Below are 25,171 nucleotides of genomic sequence, written 5' to 3' on the forward strand. Positions count from 1 at the left end.
CTCCTAAATTATTCCTTTGATTTTTTTGTCAATTTGTAATATTTTTCATCCATCGGATGCTAAATCTAAAATATCGTTAATTTTATAATATTGAATATATGAAACAATAACATCTCACTTGTCTTTAAATAAATTTAAGTACATTTTGGCTCATTCTAAACATTGCAAATCATAATGCTTTTTATGATGTGAAATACGACAATTAATAGGTTGACAATTAACTCAATCAAATGATGTTGTTATTTCATTTCAAGTTTTATTAATATACAAACTTTTATATTCTGTCATTTATTTTTCCTCCTATTTTTAACTCGCTAGAACTCACTCCCAAGTGAAAGTGCCAAGCGAGAATTAGTTATATAAGTATTTATCTATTTACTTACTACGCCATCCGCCTCACTGGGGTGAGCGGTGGCGGTATGTTAATTGTTTGAATATTTAATAATACACAGTTGTTTTTTCTTTTTGCCGCCAGAGAGTTTTCTCTCTCTTCATCCGCACCATTTCAGGTCAAAGCGTTCAGTTTTTAAAATAAATTCACTTGCACTTTGAAGAGCCTAGTGCTGGCTTTGTGGTTTGTAAAACCGCTGCCACTTCTAAGAAGTAATATCTATCGTAAATTTATTTATAAAGTGTCCATCTCAATATTTATTGTCGTTTGATGTTGACTTCGCACTTATCACGACTATCGCTTGTTAAAGCGTCTATTATTTCCGGACTTACATTACCGCTGGGCTAGACCGCCATGTGGAATAAAAACACTTAGTTATTAAAAATAACAGTCCCACACTGCATTAAATTGTTTTATAAAATTTAAGTTTTAAAAAACCCGTTTCTCAATCAAAAATAATTTTTGAATTTTCTATTTTTTGATAAAACCGCTTTTGTTTTTTATTTTTTGTCCGATTTAATAAATCTTTATGTTTTTCACAAGTTCATAAAACCTTATTTAATGAAAACTCTTCAGTAATAAATGATATTGTTTTATAGCAGTTATCAATATCACAAATTTGTTGTTGCTTATTTTTCATTACTTACTCCTTTCTTTTATTAAGTTTTTTTATTAGCAAATTAATTAACTGAAACAGAGAAAGGACAACACCTTAAAATTGGAGAAAAAACAGGTACACTTTGTAAAGATTTCTAAGATATTTAATAAATGTGTAAACAACTTAAGGAGAGTATCAAAAAGTTGTAATAAAAGTTTCTATTTTAAGATTTTAAAATGCTGTCCTTTCTCTGAATCAATTAATAATTTTGGTTTTACAAATAAAAAAAACCATTTTAGTAAATGGTTTAATTATTATTCTTATTCAATTTCTATGTATTTGTTAAAACCCTTCTTTTTTACATGCGACCTATTCATATTCTTGTAAAAATTATAGTAGTTTTTCTTTTAATTCTGTTTCATCTAATAAATTATCTAACATAATTTTATTCTGATATGGAATTGAATCTGCTAAATCAGTACCACAAATAACTGCTAAAATTTGTTGATCAGTAGCATCAAAAGCATTCACATTAGTATGAGTTATTTCTAAGTGCGGTAAATTTAATTCTTGTACAATCTTTTTAATGTTCATTTCAATTAATAATTATAAACCTAATACTTGTCCGCAAACAGCAACAAGTTTATTACGATCGGTAGTTTTAAGTGGCAGGTTTGAAGCAATGATAGGTTGCTTGGATGGTACATTAAGATTAGTTTTAATAAGAAGCGGGTTTGTTTGGTAATGTTTTTTTTGTTCGTAAAAAAAGTTATTAAATTAAGAAGTGGTAATATTAATCACAGGATAACGGCAAGAACTGGTAACAATCATAAACTAACTTTTCGCCCAACTAACTGTCCTAACCCAGCAATTGGTAAACCTAAGAGAAAATCACTATCTCCTCATGTTAAACCGTTTAAACTACCATTAACATTTGTTAATGTATGCATATATTTTAAACCAAAAAATAAGAATGGAATAAAAGTCATTAAAATCTCATTTAGAAATGGACCAAAGATTGCTCCTCATACGCCTCCATACGCATTACCAAAAACACCAGCGGTTGCTCCGACAAAGAAATGCGGAACAATACTTGGAATCACAATTGCTCAGCCAATAAAACTATGATCTTGACCAGTATTAAGAATGTTGGCATTAACTAAGGCATCATAGCCTTTCACACCCCATGCAGTAAAGTAAATAATTAAGTATAAGAAAACCATTGTTATTGCAATTGCAATATTAGTATTACGTAAGAAGCTTAATCCTTTTGGAAACTTAATTTCTTCTGTTGATTTAAGTGGTTTGCGACTTATTTTTGCAATTACAATTCCAATTCAAGCAGAAAACAAGTATGATAATGATCCGGTATGGCCAACTGCTAAGGTATCGGATTTCGTAATTTTAATGACATATTTATTTAATAATGCTGGCGAAATAATCATTCATAGCGATACCAATAATGCACCAGTAATAACAATAATTGGTAAATCTTCAGCTAAATTTAACCCCGCTAAATTTAAAACACTAGCAAACATTACTGATAAGTAAAATAAGACATGGCCAATTAAATAAATATATTTATAAGTGGTAATCCGTGCTAATAAAATATTTAATAACATTGCACAAATCATAATTAATGATCCAGCTAACACAATTTTTGGTAAACTATTTAAAAATAACCCAGGAATAACAACATTATTAGCAATAATCCCATTAATCCCAAACAATAAATTAAAAGCATTTCCTAATTTACCAACTGCACCAGCTAAAATCCCAGCTCCCCCACCGATAATTAAAAACCCGTTCTTGCGTTGTAATAAACAACCAACAAGAGCAAATAAACCAATCAAGATTGCTGGTGTGCCAATAAATTCTTTAAAGAAATTTAAAACATAATCGCCAGTTGTTAAAGATAAAAAACTCGACATTTTTATTCCTCCTTGCTAATTATCATCTTTGTAGTATTAAGATAACGAAGGTTTCTTCTAACATCTTAAATCAACATAACATATGTAACATATGTCTATTTTGATTTTATTTTTTTCTTTAACACATGTTAAATAATAATCTAACATGTGTTACATTATTGGCAAAAGATATTAAATCCAATCTTATTTTGCACGTTTCATTGAATTCATAACCTTTTTAATATCTGCTTCCGACGGTTTGCGTCCCATTTGCATATACATTGCTCGAATTTGTTTTTCAGTAATTGGGGGATTATCATGTAATTGTTTTTGCACAATTTTTTTGGTAATTAAAAATCCTAAAACCCCACCAATAACTAAACAACCAATCCCAATAATAAGTCCTCCTCATCAAGGCATTCTTGTTGTCCTCCTTTTTTGTAATAAATAATTATTAGCATAATTCCTATAATATTTTAACATATTTTTTAAAATAAGTCTTATTTTCCTGGTTTTTAAGAATCTGCTTTTCTTCGATTACATTTAACATGGACAACAATGATATTATCATTTGAATTTGTTCCACCTTGTGATTTGGGTATAATATGATCAATATTCCATTTGAATTTGCTGTTTCGTTGATTTTTTACACTTTCATGAGCACCATATATTATTGTATCACCACATAAATAACAAATTTTATGATTTTCTGCACAATCTTGAATATCACAATTGCAGTTCTCGGCATTATTTCATGCAATAATAGCTTTATCATCTAAATTCATAATTCATTAAACCTCCTTTTTTTTCATAAAACTTAAGTTTACTGCTCATATTGATAAATTCTAGTAATAACACTTTCAACATCATTGTCGTAAAAAACAAAGGGAATAACTTCTTTTGATTGCGGCATTATATAATTATATAAATATACTATTTTTTTAATTTATTAACCATTGATTTATTTATTAACCATTGATTTAAATTAATTGTTGCATCATATAAAGTCTGTACTGCACTGCTTAGAAGTCTAATACAATTTTACAATATAAGTATAACACTATCGTTTTTTAAAAACATAAATTTTATCTACTCTAGTTGCTTTACCTGCACGTTTTCCCATTGAATTAGTAGCTTTTAATTTTTGTTTTATGTTATCTTTATAAATTTTAATTAGTTCTAAATCAGTTAAATGTTTAAATTCATTTCATATATTTTCAAAAGAATATTCTATTTTATCAGTTTTTTTACATCGCCAATTACTAAAACTATTGTTGATTTTTTGTCACATATTTCTGATATATTACTTAAATATTGCAACATAAAATTTTTATATTCATTAATACTATGACAATCATCTAATTTAATATTTTTATTATTTTCTTTAGTATTAAAACCCAACATTCACATTTTTAATCAATTCTATTGAGTATAATTAATTATGTTTAAATATGGTGGTGATGTGAATACTAACTTAGGTGTTATATTAAAATATTCAGATATATTTAATGCATTGCCTAATTTTACTTGAGCATTGTTATTATAAAATGTAGATCTTTTAAGGATATATCTAGTTCTATTGCGAATTTTGTCAAAAATATTATCTTCAGGTTTTACTAAATTGTGTTTTAAAGCATAATTTTTTACATAATTAACAGCCATTGATGTATGATTGCTCATACTTAGAGAAAGATAAATACTTCCCCCCGTTTTTCTCATTGAACCATGCATAATTCCTAATGTAATAGTTAAAATAAAATTATCTTCATCTAATAAATCTGCAAAATTTTCACCATATATTTTTTTATAAATAACATTTGTCTTAAGTTTATATCACTGTAATAAGTTTTTAAATCTTGATTAATATCATCTAAATTATTCCAATTATTTTGAGTTTGTAAATATTCTAATTCTCATTCATTTATTCTTGAAATTATTTCATCTTTAATAAAACTTTTTGTTTTAGAACGACTAATAACATATGCAAATGGATTTAAATCTATTGAATATGCTTGCTTGTTTAGAATTCTTGCTTGTAATAAAGTAGTGCCACGCCCCGAAAATGTATCTAAAACTATGTCATTATCATTAGGAGCATATTCATTGATAAAATATTCAGCTAATGCAGGAGAAAACATCGCTATACAAGAACATATTCGATGCATTCAATCACCTCAAAGACGGCTATGTTTTTTTCAAATAACTTCAGGATTTAATAAATAAATATCTTCAGTATTAATATCTATTAATTTAACTATATCTTTTTACTGCATTATACATCTTGTTTAAATTATCAATCATATTAATATCATCTTTCATCTCAAATCCACAATATGGCTTATGAACTAAATTATTTAATAAAGAAAAATTATTTGTTTTTGAATCATCATTCTTTTTATAATCTACTATTCGTAAAATTATAGAATATGAGGAATCTATATCAATGCTTAAATCTTCTAGTCTTTTATTATATTTAATTTTTATTAATTTTATGATAAATTCTGCAAAATTTGATGAATCTTTTGAATTTACTATAGAACTAAGAACGCTTGTTATTTTTCCAACGTCATGGTTTATTGAATCATCATAAATTGATATAAAATCATTAATTTTATTAATGTCCTCAGCTGAACATCCTAATTTAGATATAAAATAATCTGTCGAACCTTGTACTCTATAAAAAAACTCTAAAATTAATAAATCAATTATAGTTCTTATAGTTAATGCAACATTTGTAAATGAATATTCACTTTCATCAAAATTTTTTAAATTAGATAATGTTTTTAAATCATTTCTAATCATATATTTTACTGATCTAATAAATTTACTATCATATGGATTATCAATAAATTCATTTGTATCTATGTCATCAGATTTTAAATTTGTTAATAATTGATATTGGGCATTTTCTATGTCATTTAATTTATTATTTTTCTTTTTTTCTTTTAAAGCATTATATGTAAGGTTTAGAGTTTTTTTATTTGACAATGAATAACCAATTACATCACTAAGCTCATTATAAATTTCTTCTTTAATTTCACGAGTAGTTATCTTTTTTTCTTTAGCATTCAATACTAAAAAATCAATTATTTTTTCCATTTTTTCTTCTTTAATATTTTTATTATATGAAAATGTTAAAGTATCAATATCAATTTCTATATTTAAAATTTCTCTCATAGTTTTTTCACGACCATTAATTAATAACTTTTGGGCTAATAATAACTCATATCCAGACACTTCCATCTGTTTTAAATCAATAGGTAAGTTTTTATGAAATTTATTATATATTTCTAATGATCTTATAATCCATATTGCACTTCTAATATCTTGTTTAATTATTCCGACTTTTTTACCAAATAATATGGAAAGCTCATTTATTGAATTATCAATATTTTTATTTTTACGCATACGTTCAAACATTTTTAATAAATCATCAAAATATTTTGCACGTGACCAATCACGCTTACCAATTTGTTCCCAATATGTTTTGAATAAATTGTTTTCCAAATAATTTCATTACTTTCTGCTGAAACATCAAAAAATCATTGTTCAGAAACAAAAAGTTTATTCATTCGATTTATTTCAAAAATAATATTATTTTTATTTTTTTCTTAATCAACTTGTTTTGTGTTTTCATAAAATGGCTTATCACCACATACATCACCAAAGGAAAATTCTTTATTAATTAATTTAATAGCCAGTAATCTTCTATTTCCTTCTAAGATATAATAAAAACTACTATCTTTATCTAAATAAATTAGAATTTTATCATTTATATATAAAAACCCATTATTTTTAATTGAAACAATTAGTTCAAGTAGACCACTCAAATCTCCTTCATACTTCAATAATTCTTGTGCAATATTAATATCTGAATATTCTGGAAAATATAAGTCTTTAAAATTAATTTCTTCCATATTGGTATATCTTGGATTGATTGGTAACATTCTTATAAAAAAATTCAGAATATGTTTTACTAGTTTCTTTATTTATAATGTTTGAATTTATAGATCAAATTTTAGCTTTTTTTCTTCTGACATTGGTCATAAATGTTCAAGCATATTTTTATATTTTTCATTTTGTTTCTATTGTTCTTTATATGCTCTCTTTGTTTAAGCTAAAGTCCAAACAATTCCTCGTGCAATTCTCATTTTAAAAACCTCTTTCTTAATTGTTTATAAAATATTTTAAAAGTAATGATAAGTTAATATTATAATTAAATATTACATAAAAATAGTAGTAATTACTACTTATTTTTATAATTTTTCATCTTTTAAATTGTGCCTACCCACATAAGTTCACTTTTTTAAAAATTAATATATTATTTTAGTAATATACTTTTCCTTTAATTATTTTTTTACTTTGTTTCGTTTGATTCCACCATGACCTGAACAAGTTCCTTTTCCTGAAGAATTTGACCAAGTTCCATCTCTACACTGTGTAGTATGACCTGAACATGAACATTGAGTAAATGATATTGATGAAAATGAAATCATTGTTATAAATGATGCTATAAGAAAATATTTTTTCACTTTATTCTCACCTATTTTCTATTATTTCTTTAAACAAATTATTTTCAATATCTTGAAATTCTTTTTTTCAACTTGTTGTATGAATTTGATTAATTGTTGTTTTTTGTTACCTTGAATTATGATTTTCATCAATTTGTAAAAGATAAAAACATCCAAGTTTATCCATAACTTCTATACTAAAAGTTTTTTTACTTTTAATTATTGATTGAGTTAATTTCTTTGCTGTTTGTTTCATTTTTGCAAGCTCTGCTTGATCATAATTATTTGGTTATTACTTATTAATTCATCTATATTTTGATTATGACATTGTTGTAATTTATTAAAAAATTTTTTATAATTTTTAAATTTTAATGAACTTGAGTTTGAAAAATTAAAATATTTTAATGAAAAATGTAATTTATTTTTTTCAACAATTGAAGGGACTTTAATATAACGATTTTTCATTAAATTAAATTTCTTCTAATTTTATGTCATTAAAATAATCTTTAATTATTTTTTTTATAATCATAGATTGTTTTGTTTTACTTCAAGGTGTTCCTTCTTTATGACTCATTTCAACCAATGTTCAAGTTGATAATTTTATAATATATTAGATAAAATCTTATCAATGATAATAAAGTTAATATTTGGATTCTCATACATATATTTAGAATAAGCATCTTTTGGTAAATTTATTTCTCCACTTTGTTCTACCTTTTCTTTATTAAAATAATATAATTTTTGAATTACTGGACCATATTTTCAAGCATAAAAATCTTTTGGAAATAATTCTTGTTTTGTTTCAGAAAAATAAAATCCAAATAAAAAATATAATATTTTTTGCATTTTTAAATTATTAATTTCTAATAAAAACATTGCAAATTCATCAGTTGTACATTCTTTATCATAAAAATATTTCAATATATAATTTGAAATATTTTTTGCCCCATATTTTTCCACACTTATTACCTATTTAACATTTTAATTTATATATTAAACTTCGATTTTTTTTACAAATTTTTTGCTGTTGTTTAAAAGATACTTCTGTTTTTCTATTCTTCTTCATCTTTGATTATTTGCTTGTATTTGTCTAATCAATGTTCTTCATCCACTCATAATTATAAATTATTTATTTCCTTTTCTTAAATCAATAATTTAATATCTTTTTCTAGTTATTTTCTTAATTTAATTATATATAAAAATATCCATAATCAAAAACAAAATAAATCTCTTCACTCAAAATAAAAAAAGGCAATAAAGAATATTACCTTTGCTATAGTTTTAATATTTCATAAAAATTATATTGCTAGTTATTGTTATATATTTATTATTTTAACTTAATCCCTAATTCATCCAACTGTTTGTCCTCAACTGGACTTGGTGAAGCTGTCATTGGATCAGTTCCTGTTGTATTCTTCGGAAAAGCAATCACATCCCGAATTGATTCACTATTCGTTAAAATCATTGCTAACCGATCAAGTCCAAATGCAATTCCACCATGGGGTGGAACACCATAATTAAAAGCATTTAAAAATCAACCAAATTTGTTCTCAATTTCTTGGTTTGATAATTGTAATGATTTAAACATTCGGGTTTGAACTTCACTTTGGTGAATACGAATGCTTCCTCCCCCAATTTCATAACCATTTAAAACTAAGTCATAAGCATCAGCACGCGCAGTTGCCATTTTCTGCTCAAAATTATCAATAAATTCACTAGTTGACGCGGTAAAAGGATGATGAGCTGCTTCATAACGTTGATTTTCATCTGATCATTCATATAATGGTCAATTAACAATTCATAAGAAGTGATATTCATTCGGTGGAATTAAAGCAAACATTTTAGCTAATGATACTCGGACTGCTCCTAAAGCTTGGCAAGTAACTGCTTTTTCATCACTAACAAAGAAGAATGTTCCAGCTTGTTTATTACATTTTTGTAATAATTTTGCTTTTTCAGCATCACTAAGTACTTTTGCAAGTGGTCCTTCTCAATTATTTTTTTCTTGTTTAACTCATACTAACCCTTGTGCTTTATTTTGTTGGGCAATCCGCGTTAATTCTTCAACTTGTTTTTTGCTGACTAATTGGGGAAGAAAAATCCCTTTTAAATTCAACTCCTTTTTTAACGCTGTTGCAAAGATTCTAAATTCAGTTTTCGCAAAAATATCTTTTGCATCAAATAACTGTAAATCATAACGCGTATCTGGTTTATCAGTGCCATATTTTTCAATTGCTTCATTATATTCCATCCGAAGAAAGGGCGTTTTAATTTTAACTTTCATCACATCTTGCATAATTGTTTGAAATAATGTTTCAACAAAATGGATAATATCATCGCGCTCAACAAAACTCATTTCTAAATCTAATTGCGTAAATTCTGGTTGACGATCACTTCGTAAGTCTTCATCGCGAAAACACTTTGCAATTTGAAAATATTTATCAAATCCGGCTAACATTAATAACTGTTTAAACAATTGCGGTGATTGTGGTAACGCATAAAAATTATGGGGATTTAAACGCGAGGGAACTAAGAAATCACGGGCACCTTCTGGTGTTGATTTGTTTAAAATTGGTGTTTCAATATCAATAAATTGATGAGCATGACAAAATTGCCGAATTGTTTGCACTAATTGATTTCGTAACATAATTTTTTGTTGCATTATTGGTCGACGTAAATCTAAATAACGATATTTCATTCGAACATCTTCTAACGCATCAGTGACATCATTAATAATTAATGGCGGCGTTTCGGCTTTTGATAAAATTGTGACTTGTTTAGCTGCAATTTCAATTGCCCCGGTTGGTAATTCTAAATTCTTACTTTTTCGCTCAATTACAACACCTTCAACACTAATAACAAATTCATTTCGAATTGTATTAATCATCGCATATTGGAGATGCATTGGTTGGACAACAACTTGTGTAATCCCTGTTCGATCACGTAAATCTAAGAAAATAATCCCCCCTAACCGACGATTCTTTGCCACTCAACCACTTAAAACAACCTTTGCTTTAACATTTTTTAATGTTAATTCACCACAAGTATGTGTTCTCTTCATTATTTCTTCTCCTTACTTAAAACTGTAATAATCTTGTCAAACTTAAGTTCTTGTTCTTTTCCTGTTTGTTGGTTCTTAATTTTTACAACATTTTTTTTCAATTCTTCATCACCAATAATAATAGCATTCTTTGCTTTCAAACGCTCTAATGATTTAAACTGAGCTTTAACACTACGTGTTAAATAATCACAATCAACACGAAAACCACTTGCTCGAAGTAATAACAACAACGAAGCAGCAAAATAACGCGCATGATCAGATAAACAAATTAAATAAGCATCAAGATAAGCCTCATCAGCTAGGGCAATATCATTCGCAGCTAAAGTTAATAACAATCGTTCTAATCCTAAGGCAAAGCCTACCGCTGGATAATCTAAACTTGGTTCAAAGGTGTGCACTAATTGGTCATACCGTCCACCACCTAGTAAAGTTAATTCTCGTTCTACTCCCTCAATCACAATTTCAAAAACAACGCCAGTATAATAATCTAATCCTCGTACTAATTGCGCATCTAAGGTAAAAGGAATTCCTAATTTAGTTAACAACTTTTGAATTGCCACAAATTCTTCATTTTCTGTTGGGGTTAAATAATCATAAATCTTTGGCGCATTACTAAATTTATCATGATCAATTTTACAATCTAATACTCGTAATGGATTCTTTTGTACCCGAATTTGACAATCAGCACATAATGTTTGTTTTTGGAATAAAGCTGTTAACACATCAAGATACTTTGTTCGTGCTGCACCAATTGTTAAATAATTTAGTTTTAATGTTAAGTTTGTTAATCCAAGTGTTTTTAATAAATTATAACCAAGTAAAATAACTTCAACATCTAATAAATAATTCTTAGCTCCGACCACTTCAACTCCAAACTGATTAAATTGACGTAAACGACCATGTTGAGGTCGTTCATAACGAAACATATTCCCAAGGTAAAATAATTTTAATGGTAATTCATATTTCCCATATAGTTTATCTTCAATAATACTGCGAATAACAGGTGCGGTTCCTTCTGGACGTAAAACAAATGCTCGCTCTTTTTTATTTAATAATTCAAACATTTCTTTGCTAACAATATCGGTTTCTACTCCTACTGAATGCACAAATAAATCTTTTGCTTCAAAAATTGGAGTTCTAATTTCATGATAGTTATATTGCATAGCAAGACTACGCAGCATTAATTCTAGAGCACTTAATTCACTTGCTTTTTCATAATAAAGATCTTCAGTTCCTCGTGATTTTTGGATATTCATAACTTTCTTCCCTTCTAAATAAAAAACTAAAAGATTACTTAGGAACGAAAAATCGCGGTGTCATCTTATTTCATTATCTTTTAGTTAATGCGCTTACTTGTCAAAATCTATTAAATTTTATCTTCATGTTGTCATCACGCTTTAAAATTCCAATAGTTTCCACCAGCCACTATTTCTCTGTTCAATTATTGTCAACAATAATTTCTTTCAATTAAAATTATACCTATTTTTTTAGAAAAGTAAAATAAATTAGCAATTTATCTTGTAAAAACCATTCATATTTAAGACCTGTTAGCCTTTTAAAAATATTTCTGGTTTTTATTCCCTTTAGTTAATTTTAAATCCCACGTTGATACAATTCACCTAATACTAATGTTTGTAACTCTTTAATTGTTATTTTTCTATCTTTTAGCATTATTTCTCTCCATCAAACTTGTTTTTTTGCGTTATATAATTTAAACGTAATTAATCATTCAATCAAAATAAATTGAATTTTTAAAATATTAATTATATATATCAAAATAAAATTTTATTATAATTAGATAAATATATTAATTCATTTTTTACTACTAATGTATATTTGGAATATTTATATGACCATATATAAGCAAATGCGAAAAAAAGTAAAAAAATATTTAATACAAACAAAACTACCGTTTAAATCTAAATAATTATTACTTTGATTTTTTCTTATTTTTTTTAAACAAAACAAATCCAATAATATTTAAAGTTAATATATTATATATATTAAACAAAATTTTATTTTTTAATAAAAAAAGATAAGAGGAAAACATTAATATATGTAAACTTGTTCATCATTGTGCAAACAAAAATGAAATTATAAAAAGTACTATAGCAAATGAAATAACATTAAAGTTAATAATTGATAAAATAATAAAAAGACTTGTTGAACATATACTACTACAAAATAGAAATCAAAAAAACCATTTTAAAATTAACATTTTTTTCATACTTTCCTCCTATATTTTAAAATTTATTCTGGTATTAATCACTGCCCCAGTCTAAATTTGGAGTTATATCTAAAAATCCAATTCACACACCATTTCCTTTACCTCATTTATAATTATTTTTAAAATTTAAATTTAAAAGTTGTTCCAATATTTTTTCATAATAATATTAACATAATTTTGAAATAACCAAAAATTAATTTAGTGTAAAAACCATCGATACTTAAGACCACTAAATTCTTTAATATAAACTTAGACAGGATTAAAATGATAGCAAGTAATAAAATTATATAAAAAGGGTTAAGTTCTTCCTTAACCCTTTTTTCACATTAATAAAGTATTAAACATCTTCTTTATAATATTTATTTCATGATGCAATATCATCACTATCATTCTTATTAACTGGTTCTAATGATGGCCGTTTTTCTAAGTCAATTTCGTCTTCAACATTATTATTCTTTTTCCGCGAATCAAGGATAAATTCTTTATCTGGTGCTGTCCGATTTTGTAACGCTTGAATTTGCTAATAAATACGATAGTTATTGATTAAGTTTTGTTCGTGATTTGAAAAACGATGAGGTTGTTAATAAAAAAGAATACTTTTGAAAAGATATATCAAAATTAAACAATAAACAACGCTTAGAATTGTTTGATATTGATATTTTGAAAAAGAATTTAAAACCTAAAAAAGAAAAAGGAAGTGGTAAAGATGATTAATTTATTATCAAAAAGTAGTAATTGAGACAAAATTTTTAGTTTTATTTTTGATGTATTTTTGTTTATTTTTGATGTGATTTGAAATACTAAATTGCCAATGACAAAAACAACGATTGCTTATTTTGTGATCTTTTTTATGGTTATTAAATTATCAATTTATGCAATTCACGGAACATCAACTAATTATAACGATTTAGGTTCAACAGTTAAAAGTGGTGTTATTAATAGTTCTAAACTATACGGTGTTACTGTTCGGGGTGTTTCTAGTACTAAACAAGGTTTACAAAAACATATTAAAGAACGAAAACAATTTAAAGTTAGTCGCAATAAACAACAATTATCAAGTTTAGCTAGGCAAGCAAAAACAAGAGAACAAGGATATCGAAGGGTGAATAAATAATAATTAGATTAGTTTTTTTAGTAGCGGCAATCGTTATATTTGGAACTGGTTTTATTACAGTTATTATTAATCAGTTGACATCAGCAAAAAATATTATTATGGATTTATATAATTCTGATACTTTTTTACTTTCTTTGTTTGGCAAAATGGCAATTTTATTTATTCATCCACTAATGTTAACGATATCAAGTTTATAAATAGTTGGGTTTATTGTTTCAAAAACATTCTATAGTTAGGAGTAGTTAAATATGAAAAAAACAATATCTTTATTTTCAATATTTATTTTAGGTATTTTAAGCTTAGTTATTCCTTTGATTATTTTAACAGCGTTTAAACCTCTAAATCAACAAAGTTATAATGTTAAGCAACAATCAACAGGAATGAATGAAACAAATTTTATTAATACAATGTTTTTACGCAGTACTTTTTTTGAAAATTGGTCAGAAACAAATTACTTTATTAATCCGACTTTAAAAACATCACAATCATTAACTTATAATGATAAATGATACTTAGATTTTTTAAAGGATAGTTATTCAACTGGTGTTTCTTATGATAAACCAAGTGATAAATTTATGGATTTATATAAAAATTGAGATAATTATGCTATACAATATAATATTAATAAATTTTATTATGTTGATAAAAAAACAATTTTTAAAAGAATTAACAAATTTTTCGTATTCATTTGCAAAATATTTTAATACTGTTGAAATTATAAATAAATTAGAAAAAAGTGTTGATAATTTGTAACAAGTTAATTTAAAATTTAAAAATTGAAAATTAATTAGTTATAATAATTTAGAAAATGAATTTAAAAAACAAAATAATAAATGATATATATTAAAATATAAAAATCAAATAATTTTAAAAGAAAAATATACTCAAAAAGATAAAATTAGAATTAATAATTTTGAAAACTATAAAATGATAAAATTTGGAAAAAGAATGATACAACAATTTAATAATAAACCAATAGAATTAATATTTTATCGTTGAGATGGAGTTAATGAACCACAAACACCCGAAATTAATAAGGATACTGGCAAAATTACAGATTGAAAAGAATAAAAGGACTTTATTAGTCCTTTTTATATTAATCGTACAAATTTCATAAAAATAATTAATAAAAATATATTTGTTATTGTATTATATAATGCTGGACTAAATTTTCATACTTCGAATGTTTGATTAAAAAAATTATAAATTGTTTGAAATATTTTTCCAACACCACTCGCTAATTCATTAACTGTTTTACATCCGGAATATTATTAACAATTTAAATTGCCGCATTACGAATTGACATGCTAAGTTATATCAACTACAACTTTCATATTGTGCTTGTCATCATTGACCATCGGGAAATAATCCACCATTATTTATTTCTTGTCAGTTATAAATACCAAAATTAAAATCATAATAACAATACATATCATTTTCTTTTTGTGCTTGTAATTCAAAAACATTATAACCAATTTTTTGTTCTTCAATTTTTTTATATTTTAAACCATATTTATCTTTTAAAGAACCTTCAAAAACATAACCTTCATTTTGATTAATATTATAATCATTTGCAACAGAAAAATCATAGTTAAACACATTACCATAATTTGTATTATAAAACCAATTTTTATAAGCAGAGTACATTTTAAAATCTAATGATTTATATTTATCAGAAAAATAAAAGTAACGTGGATAAATTTTAAAACCATTATTCGCTAATAAACCATATTTTTTATTATATCCTTGCACATAAGTATTATTTTCTAAATCAAAAATTGTTCGTAAATAATCTTTATAAAAATTTTGAGAAACCGTAAACATACTATTTAATAATTTTTCAAATTGAGTTTTATTAATATTGCTTTTATCAATTAATACATCTGTAAAATTAACTAATTTTAAACCAAAAAAGTTAATTAAAACCGTATCATATTGTAAATTATCAATATATCCACTTTCAATAAAATTACTACGATTTTGAAATACTGAAACTAAAGCATGAGCAAAAAATGCTTTTAAAAATTTATTAATATCAATTTGACCTTTCATCTGTTCAAAAATCTCTTTACCAGTATTAGGAGTATTACCTTGATAATAATTATATGTTTCAGCACTAAAATTAAAGATATTTTCTTTATCTTTCATAAAAGAAAATAAAAAACCTAAATCATCAGTATACCGATAATTATTATAATCATATCCATTTCAATATTGCTTAAGATGTGTTAACTCTAAACTCCCAGCAATAATATTTTTTCGTTCATCAATCGTTAAAATCATTCGATAAATTGATTTTTTAGTTAAAATAGTACCAATACTAGACTTATTCAAATTATTAATAATTTCAAAATCAAAAATAATTCTTTGACTACCTAAATTTGGATCATCATAATCTAGATTACCGCCTTGTTGAACCCTAATATTTTCTTGAACAATAACATCTAAGTAATTATTTAAAAAATATTTAATTTTATTTTGACTATCAATATTTCAATCAGTAATTTCACCAGTGTTTTTGTTAATGGTTGGTAATTCTGGTTCATTATTTTCTTGTCATTGATAAAACGAATTAACAATATATCATACTCTATTAATTGTATGATAAGGTGCCCCAACATTTCAAACTGATTTATCTGAAAAATTAAATTTTATAATAGAAAAATCATCAGTTTGTTGCTTTTTAACAATTGCAATATATCATTTATTATCTGGCAAACTAGAACGAGCACTTAATTTTTCAATTATCTTCAATTAAATTAACCGATTGTAAATTATTTATATTTGTTTTTAATTTATTTAACCTCTGTGTTAAATTATATTTAGTTGTAAAAGAATAAATAAAATTTGTTAATTCTCTTAAAAATTGTTTTTTATCAACATAATAAAATTTATTAATATTATATTGTATAGCATAATTATCTCAATTTTTATATAAATCCATAAATTTATCACTTGGTTTATCATAAGAAACACCAGTTGAATAACTATCCTTTAAAAAATCTAAGTATCATTTATCATTATAAGTTAATGATTGTGATGTTTTTAAAGTCGGATTAATAAAGTAATTTGTTTCTGACCAATTTTCAAAAAAAAGTACTACGTAAAAACATTGTATTAATAAAATTTGTTTCATTCATTCCTGTTGATTGTTGCTTAACATTATAACTTTGTTGATTTAAAGGTTTAAACGCTGTTAAAATAATCAAAGGAATAACTAAGCTTAAAATACCTAAAATAAATATTGAAAATAAAGATATTGTTTTTTTCATATTTAACTACTCCTAACTATAGAATGTTTTTGAAACAATAAACCCAACTATTTATAAACTTGATATCGTTAACATTAGTGGATGAATAAATAAAATTGCCATTTTGCCAAACAAAGAAAGTAAAAAAGTATCAGAATTATATAAATCCATAATAATATTTTTTGCTGATGTCAACTGATTAATAATAACTGTAATAAAACCAGTTCCAAATATAGCGATTGCCGCTACCAATAAAACTAACTTAATCATTGCTTATTTCACCTTTCTTTTTATTTTTGATGATATATATTCTATTAAAAAATCAATAAAACTAATTAATAAAAGTGTTAAAACAAGTCAAATTAATAAATATCCTAAACACATTAAATTTCCAACAATACCGAAATTTATAAAAAACTCTCTAAATTTTTCAAAATCAGCAAAATATAATAAAGCGATACCTAAAAAATGACATAAAATAAAAATTAATGTTTTTCATCATCATTTTTTTAAAAATCTCAAAATTTTATTTTTCATATTTACAACTCCTTACTTATTTTTTTATTCTTTTAGTGCTATGAATTCTTTTAAACCATTGTTCTCTTGTTTTTGCTTGTCTTGCCAAACTTGATAACTGTTGTTTATTGCGACTAACTTTAAATTGTTTTCGTTCTTTAATATGTTTTTGTAAAACTTGTTTAGTACTAGAAACACCCCGAACAGTAACACCGTATAGTTTAGAACTATTAATAACACCACTTTTAACTGTTGAACCTAAATCGTTATAATTAGTTGATGTTTCGTGAATTGCATAAATTGATAATTTAATAACCATAAAAAAGATTAAAAAATAAGCAATTGTTATATTTGTCATTGGTAATTTAATATTTCAAATCACATCAAAAACAAATAAAAAAGTATCAAAAATAAAACTAAAAATCTTATTTCAATTATCATTATTAATGCTTTCACTTAATAAATTACTCATCTTTTTTCTTTCCTTTCACTTTTTTTGCTTTTAAATTTTCTTTCAAAATATCAATATCAAAAAATTCTAAGCGTTGTTTATTATTTAATTTTGATATATCTTTTCAAAAATATTCTTTTTTATTAACAACCTCATCGTTTTTCAAATCACGGACAAAACTTAATCAATGACTATCATATTTATTAGCAAATTCAAGGGGAATAATTATCTTAAAAAACCGAATTCCTAATCCAACATCCGACTTATGTTTTGCTCGTTTACCTTCTGCTGTTCGTTCTACTAATTTTGTTTTTCAAATTTCATAATCTGTAATATCTTGAAAAATACCAATTCGCATAATAAAAAAACGATTAAAAATATTACCTAATTTTGACTTAACGGGTTTTTTCAATGAAATAGGAATAATAATACCACTTGCTAAATGACGAATATTATTTCACATCATACCCTCACGCTGTACAGTAAAAATCGCTCTATTTTTAAAATGTCTTGCTAAAACAATCCACACACTTTTACCACCATGAACTTTTTTAACTTCGTGAGGACTAGTTCCATCAATATATAAAAAACTCTCATCAAATAAAATTAAACTATCATCAGGTGGGACTAATTTAGTTCTATCAGTAAAATCTAAGTTATTAAAAGTTAAAAGTTTTATTACATCATCTTCAATTGGATAATTACTATAAATTTTCTTCGTTAAAAGTTTCATAACTTGTGATAAAAAAGTTAAAAGTAATGTTTTACCAGTTACTAATTTACCAATAATTACGGATAATGGATTATCCCAAATAAAGTAAACTAAACGAAAAACATTTAACTGATAAAAAACATTTTTTCAAACTCACCAAACAAAATATACAGACTATAAAGCAAATAATAATCAAAATACTAAACCAGTATAATTTAATGAAATTATTCAAAGCAATAAATCAATTAAACTAAACAAAACCATTGAACCATTAATATAACAAAAATTTATTAGAAAAAATACAAACTTTTTCATTATTTAAAATACCCAACTATTTTAAAAATCATTCACAATAAAAACCATGTTAAAAACAAAATTACAATTCAAACACCAACCATCAGAGTTAAATATTCATTTTGCGTTAAATTTCAAGTTGTAATATTTTCAATATTTGTTTTATCTATAAACAAAAAGACATGAATAAAAAACTCTTTTAATTTTTCTCAATCATTTTGCATCTTTAAAAACTCCACATTTTCTGAATAAGTTTAAAAAACATACCAAAAAATAAAATAATAAATAATACAAACGATAAAACATATAAAAATTCAGGGGCATTTGAACCAATAATATAACTAACAAATTGAACTCAATAATTATATAAACTCATTATCTAATTCTTCCAAATCGCGAATTAATTGCTCTACTTTTTCATCATTTCAATTTATTAAATTATTATTGATATTTGTTTTTACTTTTTTAGGTTCATTTAAAAATAATGCTTTGTGCATACGCGTAAAATAGTTTTGTTTATATTAATTATATAAATTTATTAATTCTGTTCCAGTTAAATACTTTCAAGTATGTCGTTTTAAATTTTCATCATATTTTACAATAGGATAAGAATTATTATAAATTAAACCGATTGCTATTTGCTCTGAATGTTTTTCACTAGGATAAATAAATTTATTACTCAATCAAAAACCAATATTGTGATTATGATTAGGTAAATTTATAAAACTTGCTTTATCTGTTTCAAAAGGAATAAGTTCCTTGCTAATAAAATAATTTTCTATATTTTGATTTTTCTTAACAAAACTACTCAATTTTTTCAACTCCTTCATAACAATTTAAACAATAAAATTCATCAAATCGTAATCTTTTCATATCATTAAAACAAGTTTCACATTTATATTCAAAATAATTAATCATTACTTATCATCTCCTAACTAAATGTTTGTTTAATAAACAATGTTATATTTAATGTTTATATATTGTTTATTTATTGATAAAAACATTGATTATTAACAATGTTATACATAATGCTAATATATTGCTTATTTAATGTTTAATAAACAATGTTATTAACAATGTTAAATATATAAAATAGTAAAAATTGGCACACTGAAAAATACTATTAAGTTTTAAAGTAATAGTTATATAAAATAAATTAATAAAAAATAAATAAACTAGTGTGCCTTAATTTTGTTTAAAATAACTTAAAATATAGTGTTATATTCTATTAAAATCCTTTAACCATATGACGGAAAAAGTTTAATATCTTAATAATAATAAATAATCCAAATGGAATTAAAATAATTCACGCATCACCTAAAAAGGTCATTAACTGCGGTAAAATACCATATACAGCATCTTTTACTTTACCCATTGCATTACCTAACCCAGTTCAAATAGAATCCATTCCAGTCCCAAAAGTAACTGCATCTGCTAAAAAATTCATTATTTTCTATCCTCCTTTTTTTCAAGTTCCTTTTTTTCTTTTTTCTTACCTTGAATTTGTCTAACTTTTTGATAAATTGATAAACCAATTCACGCAAAAATACCTAACAAAATCAAAATACTAAATATTCATGTTAATCATACTGGCATGATATAATTCCTTTCAATAAATTAAAAAATTGAAATTTGCAAACTCGCTCCGCTCGTTGTCGCTTTGCTCCACTTAAAAAACATTATTGAATAAATTATCCGCTAATAAATTACGCGGAATAATTTATTCTTTTACTTTTTAATTTCAATATCTTTTACAATCTTATTGACAGTATTAATAACAATATCTTTTCCATACTTTTTCACTAACGACCACAAAATAAAATATTGCTTTGTTTACATAATTTCAACTCCTTATTTAAAATATTAGTAAAATTTATTTCTAAAACTGTAAATACCACAAAAATACAAAATGTATGTGGTTTCTACAATGACAAAAAAACAAGCCCAAATTCATAACCAAGTTCGCACACAATCTCCAAAAATTAATCAAGAAGTTTTTAGAAACTTTATGGATGTTATGAATGAATTACATGAAAAAACAAAATAAAAAACTAAAGAACAATCATACGATAGATAATTTGAAAAATTATCCATTGTTTACCATAAGTTGCCTTAACAATCTAGATATAATCTAGATTTTTTTAATTTTTAGACTATATCAGACATCCAGTTCTTATTTTTTGTAAATAATATTGTCACGATGTCAATATTTATATTTTTTAGATTTATTAATTTTTGCAGTTCTTACTTTTGCTACAATTCATAAAACACCATCAATATCAAGCAATAAAATTGTTTTCTGACCATTATTCAATTCAACCATCGAATAGCGTTTGTTTTGTTTGTTTTAAATTAATGATAAAACTTTATAAATGACATGGTCAGTTGCATAAGCAACTCATTGAAAGAATATTAATAAAACTATTAAACTAAACATTAAATCAGTTAAGTAATGTGTTCTTGAAAGAATTTGCATAAATGCCATCATTGCAATATTTGCAATAAAAAATCCAAATATGAATCATTTTCAGAAAGTAATCTTTTGTTTACGTTTTTCATTCATGAAATATAACAAAAAACCACAGACAGGCATTGATGATGAATTCATGTGACCAGATGGAAATGCCTTATCACTTCAGTGATGTGTTCCTTCCCCTGCTTTCCCTAATAAGAAAGCTCAGTATTCAGCTTTAAAACCTTGAATTTGTCACCAATCTAAATATTCGGCATTAATAACATTAGTTGGTTTGTTTGTTCAACTATCTGGTAAATGGTCAATAACATATTGATAATCAACATGGACTCAATATGGTCGTCCAAAGAAAGTTTTCAAAAGTGGATCAAAAGTAATACCAAAAAGCGCAAACACTACAAATATTTTTAAGGCATCAATTCAATAATTATTAGTTAATAAATCATCTCGTTTTAAAAATTTAACTCTTAAAAATCAAGCAATCCCGCCCATTAAGATAACTTCAATACTAAGTTGAATTGTCATTGCAACGATTGTACTTGTTCCATCAAGACCAAATCAATAATCTCTTCCTTTACCACCAAAAGCAGAAAATGTTGATTGCTGATAAATCATTCGACTAATAATTAAGGCAAATAAAATTATAAATAAAGCATAAACAGTAATAATGATAATTGTTAAGAATTTAAATTTTGATTTATATTTAATATTTAAACTTTCTAATAAAATCCCTACTCCTGCAAACATAAATGTAACGGTCATTGTATAAGCTAGTTTATCTCAAAATAAACTTAATCAACTGACAACACCATTATCATTTAAATCACCAATCGCTTTTGCAATTTGGCGGTCTCAAATACTTCCTACAATAAAAAGTGTTATAACAACAGTTAAGGCAATAATTTTTAATATTTTAAAAACAAATTTGTTCTTACTATCTTTGTTCATAAATGCAGAACCGTCAACATAGAACTTTTGTTTAGTGTCTCTCGTAAAATTTCACATCTTCATGAAATCATTATATCATAATAAAAAGCAGCAACTTGGTAAATAAAAAAATGTTTTATTTAAAAACATTTTTAACTTGGGGAAGAAATTCTGCTAGTTGTTCTTTTGATAATACTTCGGTAAAAAGATGTTCACGAACCCCATTATCGGTAACTGTCATTGTTGTTGTATTAGCAATTTTTTTAATTCTAAGACACTATTCCCCATTGCAACAGTATAACCAACAATTTTAACAAGTTCAAGGTCATTATAATTATCCCCATAAAAAATAAACTGTTGTGGATCAGACCCTTTTAAAGCACATAATTTTTTAAAAGCACGACTCTTATTAATATTTAATGCTTGAATATCAAATAAATCTTTTTGAGAGAAAACACCATCAGCTGCATCTTTAAAGGGATGATAAATCGCTTGGACTTGCTCTAATTCAGTTGATGAATTAAAAGGGAATAAAATTTTTAAAACTTCAATTTCATTATTTTTTAATAATGCTACATAATCCGTTTCTGTATCAATTGGAATGCGATAATCATCATTATCTAATTGGGCATTATACTTTAGCATAAAAGCAATCCGACCAGATTCAAGATGACCATAAACCATATTAGCAGTATAAACAATGTGATCAACATTTCCTGCAATGGCCTTTGTTAACACCGCAAGAGCTAATGCTTGTGGTAAAGGTTGTTGATATAATATTTCATTTGTTAAACTGTCACGAATTAATGTCCCATTACAGGAAATAATTGGTGTTTTAATTTTTAATTTTGCAAAATATTCTTTTGCCATTAAGTCTAATCGTCCTGAAGCTAAAAACAAGTGATAATCACTAGCTAGTTGATATGTTTGTAATGCTTCATATGTTTCAGGATTAATTATATAACCTTTCCCTGCAATTGTGCCATCTAAATCAGTAATTACATAAGGATATTTTTTAACAAGATTCATAATATTTTATTTCCTTTCTACTTATCTACTTTTAATTATAAAACTAAATAAACTGTTTTCGTAGTGTAATTTTAATGTTTTAATGGGTTTCAACCATTATTTTTTGACCACTTTGCCCTTTAAAACTAATTCATCCTAAGCCAGCAATAAAGAGCGAATAATTACCTGGTTCCTTAATTTCAAGCATTCGTTCAGTTCATTCTTGATAATCTTGTAATCTAACAACAGCAGTTGGTAGATGTTGGGTAAAATAATAATCTTTATTACTTAATTTGGTACGGTGTAATTTCAAATTGTTATTTTTATAAAAATGAAAACTTGTTTTTAAACCTGTAAGATATGAAAAACTAGCTAATTCTTCATAAAAAATTGTTTGCTCTGCAGACAATTGAAATGTAATTGGTTTTAATAGTTGTTTAGTCAGCATATTTTTATTATTTTCGGCAAGATATGGAAGCATACTATGCTTATTAATGATACCAGAAGTATCATAAACTTTCTGTCTCGTTACCAAATTAACAATAATTTTATCTAATGTTGTTGCAAGGTTATTTGAAACAGTAATTTTTTGTTGTTGGTTAGTTAACTTAATTAAATTATTTAATAATGTACTTTTTCCTGTATTAGAACTACCAACAAAAACAAGATTATTATCTTGGCACTTAATATATCGTCATAATTCATCTAAACCATAATTCTTTAAGCCACTCACTAAAATGATATCTTCTAGTTTTGAAAAAAGCACTGAATTTCGAAAAAGTTCACTAATATAAGTAATAATTTTATTAGCATTAATTAATTTATTTACTAAATCAATTTTATTAATAATTAAAGTTACTTTATTATTTTGTAATAGTTGTTCTAATTCCAAATTCCGTGTTCCATCCAAATCATAAACATCTAAAACATAAAAATAATGTCAATTCAAATGATAATCTTGGCGTAACTTTGCAAGAAAATCAATTGCTGTTATATTATAAGGAACTAGTTCATTATAATGAGTTAACCGAAAACAACGATAACAATAATCTTGCGTTAATGTTTCCACATAGCCAAGGTCGTTTGGAGTTGTGGTTTGTAAAATAACCCCACAACCAGTACACTTCTTATAAGATATCATAGTCTAATCCATATTCTCCTTCATCAAAGAAACCTTTATGTAAAATATTTTTTTGAGCTAACCGTTTATAAAGTAAATTTTCTAATAAACGCATTAATCGGTTTGATTCATTAACACCTGTTACTGTGACAACTAAAATGCTTTCCATATGAGCTCGATTAGCGAATAAAACATCCGTAATTAATTGATCACCAACCATAATCATTTCATGGGGATTAGTATTAAATTGCCGTGAAATCACACGAAAATATTTTAATAATGGTTTTTTAGCATTTCAATAATAATGTTCAATCCCTGCTTTTTGGGCAAACCGTTCAACTCGTTTTCGGGTATTATTTGATACTAACACAAAAATCATCCCTAATTCCTTAACCTTTTGAATTAAATTTAAATTATCAGTATTCGGAATACCACGGTAAAATGGAGTCAAAGTATTATCTAAATCACAAATAAATACTTTAATCCCATGTTTTTTTAATGATTCAAGATTAATTTTATTAACATTTTTCACATAAATGGATGGTTTAAAATAATTTAGTAATAAATTGCGATTCTTTTTTTTACCAAAAATATTCTTTGCCATTAT

At 25.0% G+C, this 25,171-nt stretch carries 30 protein-coding genes and 5 pseudogenes; 5 read left to right on the plus strand and 30 right to left on the minus strand.

From position 1 onward, the window contains the following. Positions 1-3 precede the first annotated feature (3 nt). The 16 genes from ABNT63_RS07190 to ABNT63_RS07265 form a co-directional block, all read right to left on the minus strand. Positions 4-288, minus strand: a complete 285-nt coding sequence (locus tag ABNT63_RS07190; RefSeq protein WP_348734955.1) for a hypothetical protein — start codon at positions 286-288, stop codon at positions 4-6. 506 nt (positions 289-794) lie between these two features. Continuing rightward, on the minus strand, positions 795-1,031 hold the full coding sequence (locus tag ABNT63_RS07195) for a hypothetical protein (RefSeq protein ID WP_348735110.1): 237 nt from the start codon (positions 1,029-1,031) through the stop codon (positions 795-797). Positions 1,032-1,379: 348 nt separating this feature from the next. Continuing rightward, positions 1,380-1,583, minus strand: coding sequence for a hypothetical protein (locus tag ABNT63_RS07200; RefSeq protein WP_348735111.1), 204 nt, complete (start codon positions 1,581-1,583; stop codon positions 1,380-1,382). Positions 1,584-1,603: 20 nt separating this feature from the next. Beyond that, positions 1,604-2,902 (minus strand): PTS transporter subunit IIC, encoded by a 1,299-nt coding sequence (locus ABNT63_RS07205; protein ID WP_431607838.1) that lies wholly within the window; start codon positions 2,900-2,902, stop codon positions 1,604-1,606. A 201-nt stretch (positions 2,903-3,103) separates the two neighbouring features. Beyond that, positions 3,104-3,319 (minus strand): YneF family protein, encoded by a 216-nt coding sequence (locus ABNT63_RS07210; RefSeq protein WP_348735113.1) that lies wholly within the window; start codon positions 3,317-3,319, stop codon positions 3,104-3,106. 95 nt (positions 3,320-3,414) lie between these two features. After that, entirely contained in the window at positions 3,415-3,684 is a 270-nt protein-coding gene (locus ABNT63_RS07215) for an HNH endonuclease (RefSeq protein WP_348735114.1), read from the minus strand. A gap of 275 nt (positions 3,685-3,959) precedes the next feature. Further along, entirely contained in the window at positions 3,960-4,190 is a 231-nt protein-coding gene (locus ABNT63_RS07220) for a hypothetical protein (RefSeq protein WP_348735115.1), read from the minus strand. A 131-nt stretch (positions 4,191-4,321) separates the two neighbouring features. Further along, complete coding sequence (locus tag ABNT63_RS07225) at positions 4,322-4,630, minus strand: hypothetical protein (protein ID WP_348735116.1); 309 nt, start codon at positions 4,628-4,630, stop codon at positions 4,322-4,324. A 38-nt stretch (positions 4,631-4,668) separates the two neighbouring features. Then, positions 4,669-5,064 carry a DNA methyltransferase gene (locus ABNT63_RS07230; RefSeq protein WP_348735117.1) on the minus strand — a complete coding sequence of 132 codons (396 nt, stop codon included), beginning with the start codon at positions 5,062-5,064 and terminating at the stop codon, positions 4,669-4,671. Between the two features lie 85 nt (positions 5,065-5,149). Further along, positions 5,150-6,406: a hypothetical protein gene (locus ABNT63_RS07235; RefSeq protein WP_348735118.1), complete on the minus strand. Its 1,257-nt coding sequence runs from the start codon at positions 6,404-6,406 to the stop codon at positions 5,150-5,152. A 104-nt stretch (positions 6,407-6,510) separates the two neighbouring features. Further along, a complete protein-coding gene (locus ABNT63_RS07240; RefSeq protein WP_348735119.1) occupies positions 6,511-6,816 on the minus strand; it encodes a ParB/Srx family N-terminal domain-containing protein in 306 nt (101 codons plus the stop codon). 721 nt (positions 6,817-7,537) lie between these two features. Next, on the minus strand, positions 7,538-7,666 hold the full coding sequence (locus tag ABNT63_RS07245) for a hypothetical protein (RefSeq protein WP_348735120.1): 129 nt from the start codon (positions 7,664-7,666) through the stop codon (positions 7,538-7,540). 344 nt (positions 7,667-8,010) lie between these two features. Next, entirely contained in the window at positions 8,011-8,370 is a 360-nt protein-coding gene (locus tag ABNT63_RS07250; protein ID WP_348735121.1) for a type II toxin-antitoxin system antitoxin SocA domain-containing protein, read from the minus strand. Between the two features lie 367 nt (positions 8,371-8,737). Beyond that, entirely contained in the window at positions 8,738-10,471 is a 1,734-nt protein-coding gene (aspS, locus tag ABNT63_RS07255; RefSeq protein WP_348735122.1) for an aspartate--tRNA ligase, read from the minus strand. Beyond that, positions 10,471-11,727, minus strand: coding sequence for a histidine--tRNA ligase (gene hisS / locus ABNT63_RS07260; protein WP_348735123.1), 1,257 nt, complete (start codon positions 11,725-11,727; stop codon positions 10,471-10,473). The genes aspS and hisS overlap by 1 nt, the downstream gene beginning before the upstream one ends. 337 nt (positions 11,728-12,064) lie before the next feature. Beyond that, the gene (locus ABNT63_RS07265; protein WP_348735124.1) at positions 12,065-12,208 is read right to left on the minus strand and encodes a hypothetical protein; all 144 of its coding nucleotides are present in this window, start codon (positions 12,206-12,208) and stop codon (positions 12,065-12,067) included. A gap of 994 nt (positions 12,209-13,202) precedes the next feature. Between ABNT63_RS07265 and ABNT63_RS07270 the strand changes: the two are divergent. The 5 genes and pseudogenes from ABNT63_RS07270 to ABNT63_RS07290 form a co-directional block, all read left to right on the plus strand. After that, a pseudogene (locus ABNT63_RS07270) lies at positions 13,203-13,412 on the plus strand (hypothetical protein); the annotation flags it as partial. Next, positions 13,405-13,812 carry a hypothetical protein gene (locus tag ABNT63_RS07275; protein ID WP_348735125.1) on the plus strand — a complete coding sequence of 136 codons (408 nt, stop codon included), beginning with the start codon at positions 13,405-13,407 and terminating at the stop codon, positions 13,810-13,812. The pseudogene ABNT63_RS07270 and the gene ABNT63_RS07275, both read left to right, overlap by 8 nt. A 74-nt stretch (positions 13,813-13,886) precedes the next feature. Next, a complete protein-coding gene (locus tag ABNT63_RS07280) occupies positions 13,887-14,009 on the plus strand; it encodes a hypothetical protein (RefSeq protein ID WP_348735126.1) in 123 nt (40 codons plus the stop codon). A 51-nt stretch (positions 14,010-14,060) separates the two neighbouring features. Continuing rightward, positions 14,061-14,658: pseudogene (locus ABNT63_RS07285) on the plus strand (spiroplasma phage ORF1-like family protein); the annotation flags it as partial. Positions 14,659-14,739: 81 nt separating this feature from the next. After that, positions 14,740-14,883: a hypothetical protein gene (locus tag ABNT63_RS07290; RefSeq protein ID WP_348735128.1), complete on the plus strand. Its 144-nt coding sequence runs from the start codon at positions 14,740-14,742 to the stop codon at positions 14,881-14,883. A 20-nt stretch (positions 14,884-14,903) separates the two neighbouring features. On the opposite strand, the pseudogene ABNT63_RS07295 reads toward ABNT63_RS07290, so the two are convergent. The 14 genes and pseudogenes from ABNT63_RS07295 to ABNT63_RS07360 all read right to left on the minus strand — a co-directional run bounded on the left by ABNT63_RS07295 (position 14,904) and on the right by ABNT63_RS07360 (position 25,168). Further along, positions 14,904-17,084: pseudogene (locus ABNT63_RS07295) on the minus strand (spiroplasma phage ORF1-like family protein). 51 nt (positions 17,085-17,135) lie between these two features. After that, entirely contained in the window at positions 17,136-17,333 is a 198-nt protein-coding gene (locus ABNT63_RS07300) for a hypothetical protein (protein WP_348735129.1), read from the minus strand. A 3-nt stretch (positions 17,334-17,336) separates the two neighbouring features. Continuing rightward, on the minus strand, positions 17,337-17,600 hold the full coding sequence (locus ABNT63_RS07305) for a hypothetical protein (protein WP_348735130.1): 264 nt from the start codon (positions 17,598-17,600) through the stop codon (positions 17,337-17,339). 16 nt (positions 17,601-17,616) lie between these two features. Beyond that, the gene (locus ABNT63_RS07310) at positions 17,617-18,051 is read right to left on the minus strand and encodes a hypothetical protein (RefSeq protein WP_348735131.1); all 435 of its coding nucleotides are present in this window, start codon (positions 18,049-18,051) and stop codon (positions 17,617-17,619) included. After that, a pseudogene (locus ABNT63_RS07315) lies at positions 18,044-19,057 on the minus strand (hypothetical protein). The gene ABNT63_RS07310 and the pseudogene ABNT63_RS07315 overlap by 8 nt, the downstream one beginning before the upstream one ends. Continuing rightward, complete coding sequence (locus ABNT63_RS07320; protein ID WP_348735132.1) at positions 19,057-19,260, minus strand: DUF2649 family protein; 204 nt, start codon at positions 19,258-19,260, stop codon at positions 19,057-19,059. Before ABNT63_RS07320 ends, ABNT63_RS07315 begins: the two are co-directional and overlap by 1 nt. A gap of 138 nt (positions 19,261-19,398) precedes the next feature. Next, positions 19,399-19,848, minus strand: a pseudogene (locus tag ABNT63_RS07325) (DUF3627 domain-containing protein). A 416-nt stretch (positions 19,849-20,264) separates the two neighbouring features. After that, entirely contained in the window at positions 20,265-20,483 is a 219-nt protein-coding gene (locus tag ABNT63_RS07330; protein WP_004028164.1) for a hypothetical protein, read from the minus strand. Further along, complete coding sequence (locus tag ABNT63_RS07335) at positions 20,483-20,632, minus strand: hypothetical protein (protein WP_348735133.1); 150 nt, start codon at positions 20,630-20,632, stop codon at positions 20,483-20,485. Before ABNT63_RS07335 ends, ABNT63_RS07330 begins: the two co-directional genes overlap by 1 nt. Before the next feature lie 577 nt (positions 20,633-21,209). Beyond that, positions 21,210-21,359 carry a hypothetical protein gene (locus tag ABNT63_RS07340; protein WP_348735134.1) on the minus strand — a complete coding sequence of 50 codons (150 nt, stop codon included), beginning with the start codon at positions 21,357-21,359 and terminating at the stop codon, positions 21,210-21,212. Positions 21,360-21,383: 24 nt separating this feature from the next. Continuing rightward, positions 21,384-22,457, minus strand: coding sequence for a phosphatase PAP2 family protein (locus tag ABNT63_RS07345; RefSeq protein ID WP_348735135.1), 1,074 nt, complete (start codon positions 22,455-22,457; stop codon positions 21,384-21,386). A 153-nt stretch (positions 22,458-22,610) separates the two neighbouring features. Further along, complete coding sequence (locus tag ABNT63_RS07350) at positions 22,611-23,465, minus strand: HAD-IIB family hydrolase (RefSeq protein WP_348735136.1); 855 nt, start codon at positions 23,463-23,465, stop codon at positions 22,611-22,613. A gap of 79 nt (positions 23,466-23,544) precedes the next feature. Continuing rightward, positions 23,545-24,585, minus strand: a complete 1,041-nt coding sequence (locus ABNT63_RS07355) for a GTPase (protein WP_348735137.1) — start codon at positions 24,583-24,585, stop codon at positions 23,545-23,547. Then, positions 24,572-25,168: a YqeG family HAD IIIA-type phosphatase gene (locus tag ABNT63_RS07360; RefSeq protein ID WP_348735138.1), complete on the minus strand. Its 597-nt coding sequence runs from the start codon at positions 25,166-25,168 to the stop codon at positions 24,572-24,574. The genes ABNT63_RS07355 and ABNT63_RS07360 overlap by 14 nt, the downstream gene beginning before the upstream one ends. Positions 25,169-25,171 lie beyond the last annotated feature (3 nt).

Source organism: Spiroplasma endosymbiont of Ammophila pubescens, assembly GCF_964020965.1.
In the GTDB taxonomy this organism is placed as follows: Bacteria; Bacillota_I; Bacilli_A; order Mycoplasmatales; family Mycoplasmataceae; genus Spiroplasma.